Source organism: Streptomyces sp. SLBN-31 (assembly GCF_006715395.1).
Classification (GTDB): domain Bacteria; phylum Actinomycetota; class Actinomycetes; order Streptomycetales; family Streptomycetaceae; genus Streptomyces.
The window spans coordinates 2,689,457-2,700,321 of record NZ_VFNC01000001.1 but is presented as its reverse complement, the minus strand read 5'-3'; the positions used below and the strand labels follow the sequence as shown (position 1 = coordinate 2,700,321).

The following is a 10,865-nucleotide window of genomic DNA, read 5'->3' as shown; positions in this document are numbered from 1 at the left end:
CAGACCGTTCGACATTTCGTACAGCGGTCGGTACTTCGAGCAGCAGGGATCTTAGGGTGTCGACTCGGGCCGTCAACACCCCTCGTACGGCAATGCTTTACGGGGTTGCGTGGGCCAGGGATTCCACGGCGGCCGCGACCTGGCGAGGGCTGGAGATCATCGTCAGGTGGCGGGCGCCGGGGACGAGGGTGGGCGGCGGAGCGCCGATGCGCCGGGCCGTCTGCCGCGGGGCCTGCTTGCTGAACACGTCGTCCTGCGCGCCGAACACCACGGACTTGGGGATGCGGACGTCGGCGAGACGGGCGACCCGGCTCGCCGGGAGGCCGGGCACGCCCTGGCCGAGCATGTCCCACAGAGCCGCCTCGGCACCCGCCACCCGCAGCGGCCGGCGCCACTCGTCCACTCCGGCGGCGTCCAGGCGGGGGCAGGCCGGCCCGCACTGGGCGTCGTACACCGCGCGGATCAGGTCGGCGCTCAGGCCGAGACGCAGCAGGCTGGTGCGATAGGGGTCGATCAGCACGTAGCCGAGCCCGGGCGGCGGTCCGGCGCCGGTGTCCAGGGCGTCCCCGTCGAGCAGCATCACGCTCCCGATCCGCCCCGGGGCCCGCAGTGCCGCCTCCGTGACGACCGCGGCGCCGCTCGAATGCCCCACCAGCAGGGGACGTTCACCCGGCCCGCCGAGGTGCATGGCGCTCAGGAAGCCCAGGAGCTGCCGGGTGAAGTGGTCGACGGTGTAGGGGCCGCGGCGCCTGCTGTAGCCGTCCCCGGTCAGATCGAGCGCGTAGACCCGGTGGTCGCGGGCGAGCAGGGGTGCGAGTCGGGACCAGGTGTCCGCCTGCTCGAAGGCGCCGTGGACGAGCACGACGGGCGAGCCGGTCGTGCCCCATTCCCGGTAGCGGGTGCGGATGTCGGCCGCCTGGACGTAGCGCAGTCCGGCGGGCGGCGCGGCACGTCCCGCGGTGAACGCGTTGTAGGTGAGGGACGCCGCGGTGACGACCAACAGCAGCACCGAAAGGGCGAGCACCGCGCGCCGCCCCCACCGCCCGAGCCGCGTGGTCGCGCGGTGGACGACATCGGCATCCGCCCGCGGGGCCTCAGTCGGCCCGGCCTCGGGGTCGGCATCCATGTGACTATCCCCTCTGCCCGGTCTCTCCGTTCACAGGATCGCCCGGCCCGGAGCCGAGATCATCCACCCACGGGCGTGAGCGCACGTACACCCACGGAAGTAGCTCCGGCCGCCGGGTGGGCAACTAAGCTGTACGGAGGACCAGTTGCCAGGGGGGCGGATGTCGGCGGGGAACGACTCTGAGCTGAGCGAGGGCCGGATCAAGCACCTGGAGCTGATCCAGGTGATCGTGGCCCGGATGGGCAACAACTCGTTCCTGATCAAGGGCTGGGCCCTGACCGTCACCGGCGCGCTGCTCGCCTACGCGGCCGGGAACGGCAGGAAATCCGTCGCGCTGGTGAGCTTCGTCCCGATCATCGCGTTCTGGGTCCTGGACGGCTACTTCCTGTACCAGGAGCGGCTGTTCCGACGGCTGTACGACCGGGTTCGCCGTCCTGGGACCGAGGTGGAGCCGTTCGCCCTGGACGTGACCCCCGGCCGGGAGAGGGCGGGAGCCGTGAAGGCGGCCGTCTCCCCCACCCTGGCCTTCTTCTACGGGGGCCTCGCCTTCGCCCAGGTGTTCGCGCTGCTTTTCGTGCTGTGACCGAGATCGTTTGCGTTCCCCCTCAGGGCTGCCGCGTGGCGAAAGCGGCGCGCAGCCGTCGCGCCGAGTCGTCGAGCAGGTCCTGGTCCTCCTCACCCTTCTCGGGCCACAGCCGCGGCATCCGGTCGCCCAGGTAGCGCGGTACCACGTGCACGTGCACGTGCGGCACCGACTGTGTGGCCACCTCCCCCGAGGACTGGATGATGTTGAGTCCCTCGGGGCGGTGCGCGGCCCGCACGGCGTGGGCCGCCCGGAGCACCTCCGCGCCGACGGCCGCCGCCGTGGGGCCGTCGAGTTCCCAGATGTCCGCGACATGCCGCCGGGGCACGACCAGCACGTGCCCGGCGTGTGCCGGGTGCACCGGCAGGAAGGTCAGGGTCTGCGCGGTCTCGGCGACGACGCGTGCGGGGGCGGTCCCGGCGGCGATCTCGCAGAAGACGCAGTCCTCCGCGGGGTGATCCACTGTCATGGGTCGACGATATGCCCCGGGACGCCCCCCCGCTCTCAGGCCCAGGCCGTGACCGGTGTGAAGGAGCTGTCCTGCCGGAACTGGTCCGTGCCGTCGGTGGGGTCGACTCGCAGCTGGTAGTCGTAGTGCCGCAGGTAGTGGCCCGGGTAGTTGTACGACTCGAATCTGACCGAGCCGGTCGCCGAACCCGTCCTGGCGACGAAGGTCGCGTCCCTGGCGAACGTCGACGTGCCGTCGTTCGCGTCGAAGCGGCCCCGGAAGCCGTAGTGGCGCAGGTGGTTGCCGGACGCGTCACGGAAGGAGAAGGCGCCCGAGTCCGCCAGGCCGGAGACGACCGTGAAGGACGACGCCTGCTTCTCCGCGGTCGTACTGGAACCGGTCACCACCGGGAGGTTCAGCAGGGACGACTGCTCCTGCCAGTACCGGGTCGGGTAGTTGGCGGACCGGAACGAGCGGGAGACGTTCGTCGGGAGGGTCACTCCGCCCGACACGGTCTCCTTGATGACGGTGAAGTGGCGTGCCGTTCCCGAGACGACCGGCAACGCCTTGGGGGCGGACCAGGTCGCGAACGTGTCGTAGCTGTCGCTGTAGTAGTAGTTGCCGTCTCCGTAACCGTCGAAGAAGATCCGCCAGGCGCCGTTGTCGAGCTGGACGACCGACGGGCCCTCGCGGTAACTGCCCCAGCCGGCCCAGTCGCCGGTCTTCGTGATCGTGTACGGGCCGATGAGGCTCGACGCCGTGCCGTACTCGATGTACTTGGCCGTCTCGTTCTTCGTGAACGCGTGGTAGGTCGCGCCGATCCGCACGATGTACGTGTCGATGTGGTTGGCGCCGATGCCCGACAGCGCGGTCGGTGAACTCCAGGACGTCAGCGCGGAGTTGGTCGCCTTCATCACGTACGGCGTGAAGATCCACTCGTTGTCGGTCGTCGAGCAGGACACGATGACGTTCACGCTGCCGTCGCCGTCGACGAACCACTCCGGCGCCCACGCCCGGGACAGGTTGGCGATCGGCACCGTGTAGTCGTACAGGAAGGTCCAGTTGACCCGGTCGGAGCTGCGCGCGAAGCCGATGGTGGTGCTGACGTCCTGCCAGGTGTGCGTGGTGTACGTCAGGTAGTAGGAGCCGTCGGCGTGCTTGAAGACGCTCGCGTCGCGGATGCGGTTGGCGGGCGGGGTGTAGGCGGAGGCCCGTACGAGGCGGAAGTCGGTCGCGTCGTCGGACTGGTAGACGTTCACCGTACCGTCGTCGCTGTTGAGGAACGGCACGATGGTGTAGCGGGTGGCCGAGCCGCTCGCGGGTACGGCGGCGGCCGCCGTTCCGAGCAGGCCGGGGAGTTCGCCCAGGACGAGCGCCGAGGCGGGCAGGGCGGCCATCGCGCGCAGGAGGGCGCGGCGGGACGGGGCGGGGGGTCGTGTGGTCACGTGCGGCTCCTTGGTCGAGCCGGAACCATGAGATGCGGGATTTCGAACATGGTTCGGCAAGTCGGTCAGAAGGTAAGGGTGCGGCGTGAGCACGTCAATGCTTTGAGCGGGGCTCCACGCGACCTGTGCGGCGCATGTGCCGCCGTTCGGCAGACGCGCGGGTCAGGGATGTTCGACATGCCGTACCGAGGCGGGCCGGCACACGTTACCGTTCGGTAGACAACCCGCTTCCGGAGGTGTCCCGTATGACGCTCGACCGTGCCGCAGGCCTGGCGGAGTCCGCCCGAGCGCTGGCCGAGGGGGAAGTGACCTCGCGGGAACTGGTGGAGCGGGCGCTGGCCCGCATCGAGGCCACCCAGGGCTCGCTCAACGCCTTCCGGATCGTGCGGGCGGACGCCGCGCTCGCCGAAGCCGACGCCGCCGACGAGGAGTTGGCGGCCGGGGCGCGGGGGCCGCTGCTCGGCGTGCCGGTCGCCGTCAAGGACGACATGGACGTCGCCGGCCTGCCGACCGCGTTCGGCTGCGCCGGGGAGTTCCCGCCCGTCGCCCGGGACGGCGAGGCCGTACGGCGGTTGCGGGCGTCCGGCGCCATCGTCGTCGGCAAGACCAACACGTGTGAATTCGGGCAGTGGCCGTTCACCGAGGGGCCCGCGTTCGGGGCGACCCGCAACCCGTGGAACACCGGGCACACCCCGGGCGGTTCCTCCGGCGGGTCGGCCGCCGCGGTCGCCGCCGGACTGGTGCCCGCCGCCCTGGGCTCCGACGGCGCCGGCTCCGTGCGCATCCCCGCCGCCTGGACCCACCTGGTCGGCATCAAGCCCCAGCGCGGCCGCATCTCCACCTGGCCGCGCGGCGAGTCCTTCCAGGGCATCACCGTCAACGGCACGCTCGCGCGCACGGTCGCGGACGCGGCGCTCCTCCTCGACGCCGCGAGCGGCAACCACCAGCTCGACCCGCACCGGCCGCCGGCCATTCGGGCGGCCGAGGCCGTCGGCCGCGACCCCGGCCGGCTGCGCGTCGCCCTGTCGCTCAAGCCGCCGTTCACCGCGGTACCCGCGCGCCTGCGGCCGGAGGTCCGCGCGAAGGTCGTCGAACTCGCCGAGAGAATGAGCCGGTTGGGGCACTTCGTGGAGGAGGCCGATCCGCCGTACGGCCAGATCGGCCTCACCTTCGTGCCCCGGGCCACCGCCGGTATCGCCGAACGCGTCGTCGAGGCCCCCTTCCCCGCCCTCCTGGACCGGCGCACGCGTGACGCCGCCCGTCTCGGACGGCTGCTCGGCGGGGCACCGCTGCGGGCGGCGCGGCGGGCGGAGGCGGTGCTGCACCGTCGTATCGGCCGATTCTTCCAGTCGTACGACGTCGTCCTCGCGCCCACGACGGCCGCTCCCCCGCCGCGCATCGGGGCGATGCTGTCGCTCGGCGGTTTCGCCACCGACCGGGCGATGATCGCCGCCTGCCCCTACGCCTGGCCGTGGAACGTGCTGGGCTGGCCGGGGGTCAATGTGCCCGCCGGATTCGTCGGCGACGGGCTGCCCGTCGGCGCCCAGCTCCTGGGTCCCGCCGGCAGCGAACCGCTGCTGATCTCGCTGGCCGCGCAGTTGGAGGCGGAGCTGCGCTGGCACGAGGCGTGGCCGCCGCAGCGCCTGGCCTCGAACTCCCCGGTGGCGTAGGCGGGTTGGTGCGTACCCTGTGACCATGGACGATGCGTCGATGGTCGGGCTCATGGGGCGGGTCACCGGGACGGTCGGGCCCGGGCTCGTCGGCGAGGTGATCGTCCGGGTGCGCGGCGGGGCCGAGCACTTCCTCGCCCACCCGGCCCCGGGGGCGGCGCGGATCGAGCGGGGCACGGTGGTGACGGTGGTGGAGTACCTGCCGCCGAGGACCGTCTACGTCACCGAGGCCTACGACGGCCAAGCCGTCTGACGGGTCGACAGGTGAGCCTGCTTCCGCGCAGGTGAGAGGCGCTTCGCGGGCCGCGCGTCAAGATTGGGGACGCTGGCCGAGGCCGAGCGTGACGCGCGGATCTCGGCGGCGCAGGCCAAGGCCAAGGAGACGGAGCTCGCGGCGGCGGCCGAGGCGACCAGGGTCAAGACGGCCGCGGGTGCCGAGGCGGAGGCGACCAAGGCCCGCGGTGCCGCCACGGCTGCCGCGATACGGGCCACCGGTGAGGCCGAGGCGGCGTCCGCGCAGGCGAGGGGTCTGGCGGAGGCCGAGGCGACCAAGGCCAGGGGACTCGCCGAGGCGGAGGCCATCAAGGCCCGGGCGGCCGCGCTCGCCGAGAACCAGGAGGCGGTCGTCGCCCAGCAACTCGCCGAGAACTGGCCGGAGATCGTGCGGGCCGGCACGTCCGCCTTCGGCAGCGTCGACAACATGGTGCTGCTCAACGGCGCCGACGGCATGACGGACATGTTCACAAAGGCGCTCACCATGGGCGGCGCCGGCCTCGGGCTCGCCCGCCAGCTGCTGGCGTCGATGAACCAGAACGGGCAGACACCGAACGGGACTTCGGCGTCCCTGAACGGGGTCACGCCGCCGGCGTCGCAGAAGGTGCCGGTGGACGGGGAGGGGTAGGCGCGGGGACGGGCGACCGCCCGGACAGCACGCCCGGGGGCCCCGGTTTCGAGAGCCCCCGGGCTCTGCCGTGCTCCCCTGTGCTTCAAGCGCCCCCTGGCCGGGCTCGGTCGGGAGCCGGAAGCATCCCCCTGTGCACGGACCGCACACACCCCGAGGAGGCCACGTGTCCGAGTCGGCGAAGAACCCCGGGGACGAGGCGGAGGACATCGCCGAACCCCTCGGTGAGGGAACGCAGCCCACAGAAGAGGGACACGACCGGCAGAACGGCACCGGCGCGGACAGTGCGGCCAGGGATCTGCTCGACCGGCTGGCCGAACAGGCGGCGGACTCCGCGGGCTGACGGATCGTACGGGGCCCGCCGCCGCCTTGAACGTCACGGCTTCCGGGTCCGGCCCCCCGAGCGACCCGTGTGAGCGACCACTAAGGTGCCTGCGTGACCGCGTTTACCGATGAGAACGTCCCGGGCCGTTTCGGCCCCACCGCCACCACCGAGGCCGACCCCCGACAGGTCGGTCCGGTGCGCACCGAGTACTCCCCCGCGCACGACGGCGACCCCGACCCGGGCGAGATCGTGTGGACCTGGGTGCCGTTCGAGGAGAACGACGGCCGCGGCAAGGACCGTCCGGTCCTGGTCGTCGCCCGCGAGGCCGCCGGCACCCTGCTCGCCGTCCAGCTGTCCAGCAAGCGGCACGACGACGACCGGGAGTGGGTGGCGATCGGCAACGGACCGTGGGACCGGTCGGGCCGCGACTCCTGGATCTCCGTGGACCGGGTGCTGAGGCTGCACGAGGACGGGATGCGCCGGGAGGCGTGCGCCCTGGACCGGGGCCGGTTCAACCTGGTCCGCCACCGCCTGCACGAGCGCTACGGCTGGAGCTGAACGACTCCGCCACCCCAGCTCCTTCTCACCGGCGGCCGAACGCCGCGCGGAACTTTTCACCCGCTTCGGGTGATTGAGGCGCTCGCCGTCCCGGGGATTCTGCTGTCCAGAAGTTCGGCCCAGCAGCTGATCGCCCTCGCGACCCGCTCTTCGCATGAGCTTCGGTCAGGCGGAGAGGGAGGCCGGATGTACATGGCACACGTGTCCGGGCACTGGGCACTCGACTGGGCGACGAGGGCCCGGCGCGTTCCCGGGGGCGGACTGCTCGCGGCGTTCCTGGTGGATCTGGTGGCCGACGTGGATCCGGTCCGGGAGGCCGACACGGTCAGCTTCCCGCTCCGTCCCGCGGCCCACGCACTGGGGGTGCAGCCGACGCATGTCAGCACGGCCCTGCGCCGACTGTCGGACGCGGGTCTGCTGACCTGGTGCGCCCACGGTGCGCCGGAGGCCTCGGACGTCACCGTGACCCTCCTGCTCTCGTTCGCCGACTCCGAACTCGAGGACGCCGCGACGGCCACCACGAAGTGTGAACCAGCACGTTCCTGACGACACAGGAAGGGGGTGCGCGATGACCGCCGCACCCGACACTCCCGTACTCGACACGATCACGGCCATGACCATCGACTCCGTCGAGCGATGCCACATGGAGCCACGCTCACTGATCCTCGCCCGGGTCGCGGCACTCGTCGCCATGGACGCGCCCGCGATCTCCTACCTGGCGCACATCGACCCGGCGATCAAGGCCGACTTCACGGTGGAGCAGTTGCAGGACCTGCTGGTCGCCATCGCTCCCGTCGTGGGCACGGCTCGCGTCATGTCGGCCGCGGGTCACATCGCCCAGGCCTTCGGTGTCGCGATCGCGCTGGCCGAGACCGAGGCGGAGGCCATCGCCCAGGCGGAGGCGCAGAGCCGCAAGTCCTGACCGGCGGCGGTGGCTTTTCCCTGCCGGGGATGACGGTTGCCTTCGGCTGCTAGGGATGGGTGAGCAGCCCGATCCCCAGTGCCACCAGTGCGGCGACCTTGGCCACCTCCAGGCCGACGTAGTACAGGTGCTCGCGGGACCGGGGCACGTCCTCGCCCGCCAGAACGCGGTCGGACCTGCGGTTGAGCCGCGGCCGCACCACGGTCAACTGGGCCGCGAGCAGGACGACCACGGCGACGACCGGTCCCACGATCCCGACGGGCCGGTCCCCGACGGCGACGGCCACCGCGAGCGCGACGGCGAGGACGGCCTCGACGAGGTTGAGGGCGCGGAAGACCAGCCGCCCGATCCCCAGGCCGATGGGGATGGTCACGCCCGGGGCGCGGAACTTCAGCGGCGCTTCCAGAAAGGAGATCGCCAGCACCATCCCGAGCCAGAGGAAGGTGACCGCGACCGACGCCACGGCCCATGTGGGGTGCATCAAGGGTGCCTTTCTGCTGTCTGCAGCGGTGCGGGCTGCTGCGGTGCGGGCCCCAAGTGGGCCAGGCACGCATCGGGTTCTGCGAAGGGTTCGAGGCCGGTCGCGGTCAGCGGGGCGCGCAGCTCGGCCAGGGCGCCCTGCATGAGGGCGAGATGCAGGGGGCACACCAACTGGCCGTGCTCTTCGGCGAGTTCGAGGAAGGGGCAGTGCCGCAGCCGGATCCGGGTGGGCGGTTTGCCGTCCTCGGCGTCCGGGGCGAAGCCGAGCTCGTCCAGCAGACGGACGAGACGGTCGGCCGCGTCTTCGGGGGTGGGCCGCCGGTACGGCTCCGGCTGCCCGACGAGGAAGCGGCCCCAGGCGCGGCCCGTCTCCATGACGGCGGAGCGCGCTTCGGATCCGGTGGCCGCGAGCCGGCTGAGCAGCATGCGCGCGAGCAGTTGGTAGCCGCGGTTTCCGCCGCGGTCCATGCCCGGGCGGGGCGCGTAGACGGTGGGCGGGCGTCCGCGGCCCGAGGACTGCCCCGTCTGTCGCTCGACGGCTCCCTCCTCGACCAGTGCGTCCAGGTGGAACCGCACGGTGTTGGGGTGGACGCCGACGCGCTCGGCCGTCTCCGTGACGCCGAGCGGAGCGTCGGCCGCCCGCAGCACGGCGAGGATCTCGCCGCGGCGCGGGCTGGTCCGTGAGGTGGACATCCTCCTCGCCCCTTTTCCGTCGTGAGCCGTACCTCCGATTAATTTCTCCAAATACTACCTGTAATAATAAGAGGCAGGTGAGGCGGGTCCGGAGCCGGAAGGCCCGGACGGTCGGGAGCGGAGAGACCGATGGCACGAGTCCCACAGGCGGATGAGGAAGAGGCGAGGCCGATCCCTCTGTGCGACGTCGACGACTTGGCCGACGCGTCCGCGACAGGGGTGCTCTGGAAGCTCACCGAGAGCGGACGCCAGCTCGACGCCAACCTCGTCCGGCTGGCCCCCGGCCGGCACATCGCCCCGCACGCGGAACCGGACCTGGACGTCCTGGTGCTCGTCGTCTCGGGTGCAGGCACGCTCGGCGCCGGCACCGAGGGCGAACCGCTGCCCCTCGCCACGGGCTCCCTGTTCTGGCTCCCTCGCGGCTCCACCCGCAGCATCACCGCGGGCGACGACGGCCTCGCCTACCTCACGGTCCACCGCCGCCGGCCCGGCATGCAGATCGGCCGCGCACGCTGAGGCGGAAGCGGCCGCGCAAAACTGTTCGGCAGACCGGGAACGAACGCCGCCCCTCGTCCGTCTTTCCGAGTGAGACCCCCGCGGCATCCCCCGTCCGCGGGGGTCTCGCCAGCTCCAGGTCCGGTCCCGCCGCCTACGACGGCTGCGTCCGCCCCGCCGCGAATACGCGCGCGAACGCCTCCCGCGCCGCACTGTCCGGTCGGCGGTCGAGCACCCCGAACACCACGTGCTCGAAGTGCGCCGCGAACCGTCCGCCCGGCCCGAGCAGCGCCCGGAAGGCGGCGGCCACCTGCGCCGGGTCGTTCTGGAACACGCCGCACCCCCAGGCCCCCAGCACCAGACGCCGGTAGCCGTGGGCGACGGCCGTCTCCAGCACCCGCTCCGCGCGCACCGCAAGGGCCCGCGGCAGCTCGGCGGCCCGCTCGGGCGCCGTACGCCGGATGACGCCGGCGTTCGGTGCGGCGGCCGTGAGAAAGCCCGCCGTGTACGGCTCGTCCAGCAGGCGGCCCCGGTCGTCCCGGAAGACGGGAACGGCCGGTGAGTGGATGACGCGGTCCGTGTAGAACGGGTCGCGGTGGGCGCGGTGATGGTCGTAGAACCCGGGGACTTCGAGCAGGCACCGGTACAGCGCGGAGGAGCGGCACAGCGCCTCCTCCTGGGCCTGGGCGCCGTTGAGGAAGCCGCCGCCCGGGTTGCGGGCGGAGGCGAAGTTCAGCACGGCCGGGCCGCCGCCCACACGGCGTGCCGCCTCCAGGCTGCTCTCGCCCGTGACCTCGAAGAATGTCTCGGCGGGCACGGTCTGCGGCACGGAGACGGGCTCCGGCCCGTACATGCGCGTCCCCGACCGCGCCGCGGCCACGGACTGCGCGATGGACACCTCGCGCCCGTCGGACGCGCGATACGTGCCCGCCGCGACGATCTCCTCCGTCTCGCGCGCGAGACCACGCAGGCGCGCGCTCATGGCGCCACCCCCGTGGACGCCATGCTCGCGCGCCGTGCGCGCTCCCCCGTCGTGCTCATGCACCGATCGTGGGTGATGCTGGAGTGACGGTGCAACAGAGTTTTCGTGTCCGAAAACGCGCAGGAAAGCCCCGGGAAACCGGGGGAAGGAGGAGATTACCGAGCCGGAACGTACCGGTACGCACCCTTGTGCGAATCGGCACGAAGGTCTTGGGTGGGACGAGTGCCGCCGTCCGGG

Annotated in this window: 14 protein-coding genes and 1 pseudogene; 9 read left to right on the top strand and 6 right to left on the bottom strand. The window is 72.2% G+C overall.

All coding sequences use genetic code 11. The features are described 5' to 3' along the window. Window positions 1–97: 97 nt before the first annotated feature. Window positions 98–1,126, bottom strand: a complete 1,029-nt coding sequence (locus tag FBY22_RS12415) for an alpha/beta fold hydrolase (RefSeq protein WP_142145032.1) — start codon at window positions 1,124–1,126, stop codon at window positions 98–100. Window positions 1,127–1,286: 160 nt separating this feature from the next. Here FBY22_RS12415 and FBY22_RS12410 point away from each other — a divergent pair, with 160 nt between their 5' ends. After that, entirely contained in the window at window positions 1,287–1,709 is a 423-nt protein-coding gene (locus tag FBY22_RS12410) for a hypothetical protein (protein ID WP_142145030.1), read from the top strand. 22 nt (window positions 1,710–1,731) lie between these two features. Here the strand turns inward: FBY22_RS12410 and FBY22_RS12405 are convergent, their stop codons facing one another. Both FBY22_RS12405 and FBY22_RS12400 read right to left on the bottom strand, forming a co-directional pair. Next, entirely contained in the window at window positions 1,732–2,178 is a 447-nt protein-coding gene (locus FBY22_RS12405; RefSeq protein ID WP_142145028.1) for an HIT family protein, read from the bottom strand. A gap of 35 nt (window positions 2,179–2,213) precedes the next feature. Further along, window positions 2,214–3,602 (bottom strand): glycoside hydrolase family 43 protein, encoded by a 1,389-nt coding sequence (locus tag FBY22_RS12400; RefSeq protein ID WP_142145026.1) that lies wholly within the window; start codon window positions 3,600–3,602, stop codon window positions 2,214–2,216. 245 nt (window positions 3,603–3,847) lie between these two features. Between FBY22_RS12400 and FBY22_RS12395 the strand changes: the two genes are divergently transcribed. The 7 genes and pseudogenes from FBY22_RS12395 (at window position 3,848) to FBY22_RS12370 (ending at window position 7,978) form a co-directional block, all read left to right on the top strand. Beyond that, the gene (locus FBY22_RS12395) at window positions 3,848–5,272 is read left to right on the top strand and encodes an amidase (RefSeq protein ID WP_142145024.1); all 1,425 of its coding nucleotides are present in this window, start codon (window positions 3,848–3,850) and stop codon (window positions 5,270–5,272) included. Between the two features lie 25 nt (window positions 5,273–5,297). Further along, the gene (locus tag FBY22_RS12390) at window positions 5,298–5,525 is read left to right on the top strand and encodes a hypothetical protein (RefSeq protein WP_174267129.1); all 228 of its coding nucleotides are present in this window, start codon (window positions 5,298–5,300) and stop codon (window positions 5,523–5,525) included. Window positions 5,526–5,594: 69 nt separating this feature from the next. After that, window positions 5,595–6,173, top strand: a pseudogene (locus FBY22_RS12385) (flotillin domain-containing protein); the annotation flags it as partial. A 166-nt stretch (window positions 6,174–6,339) separates the two neighbouring features. Beyond that, complete coding sequence (locus FBY22_RS43860; protein WP_160159869.1) at window positions 6,340–6,516, top strand: hypothetical protein; 177 nt, start codon at window positions 6,340–6,342, stop codon at window positions 6,514–6,516. Window positions 6,517–6,609: 93 nt separating this feature from the next. Further along, window positions 6,610–7,056 (top strand): type II toxin-antitoxin system PemK/MazF family toxin, encoded by a 447-nt coding sequence (locus FBY22_RS12380; RefSeq protein ID WP_142145021.1) that lies wholly within the window; start codon window positions 6,610–6,612, stop codon window positions 7,054–7,056. Between the two features lie 192 nt (window positions 7,057–7,248). Beyond that, on the top strand, window positions 7,249–7,602 hold the full coding sequence (locus tag FBY22_RS12375) for a helix-turn-helix domain-containing protein (protein WP_142145019.1): 354 nt from the start codon (window positions 7,249–7,251) through the stop codon (window positions 7,600–7,602). Between the two features lie 22 nt (window positions 7,603–7,624). Next, window positions 7,625–7,978 (top strand): carboxymuconolactone decarboxylase, encoded by a 354-nt coding sequence (locus FBY22_RS12370; protein ID WP_142145017.1) that lies wholly within the window; start codon window positions 7,625–7,627, stop codon window positions 7,976–7,978. 49 nt (window positions 7,979–8,027) lie between these two features. On the opposite strand, the gene FBY22_RS12365 is transcribed toward FBY22_RS12370, so the two are convergent. Together FBY22_RS12365 and FBY22_RS12360 are read right to left on the bottom strand one after the other, a co-directional pair. After that, window positions 8,028–8,459: a hypothetical protein gene (locus FBY22_RS12365; RefSeq protein ID WP_142145015.1), complete on the bottom strand. Its 432-nt coding sequence runs from the start codon at window positions 8,457–8,459 to the stop codon at window positions 8,028–8,030. After that, window positions 8,459–9,151 carry a metalloregulator ArsR/SmtB family transcription factor gene (locus FBY22_RS12360; protein ID WP_142145013.1) on the bottom strand — a complete coding sequence of 231 codons (693 nt, stop codon included), beginning with the start codon at window positions 9,149–9,151 and terminating at the stop codon, window positions 8,459–8,461. The genes FBY22_RS12365 and FBY22_RS12360 overlap by 1 nt, the downstream gene beginning before the upstream one ends. Window positions 9,152–9,280: 129 nt before the next feature. Between FBY22_RS12360 and FBY22_RS12355 the strand changes: the two genes are divergently transcribed. Continuing rightward, a complete protein-coding gene (locus FBY22_RS12355; protein ID WP_142145011.1) occupies window positions 9,281–9,667 on the top strand; it encodes a cupin domain-containing protein in 387 nt (128 codons plus the stop codon). A 133-nt stretch (window positions 9,668–9,800) separates the two neighbouring features. On the opposite strand, the gene FBY22_RS12350 is transcribed toward FBY22_RS12355, so the two are convergent. Continuing rightward, entirely contained in the window at window positions 9,801–10,628 is an 828-nt protein-coding gene (locus tag FBY22_RS12350; protein WP_174267128.1) for a TIGR02452 family protein, read from the bottom strand. Window positions 10,629–10,865 lie beyond the last annotated feature (237 nt).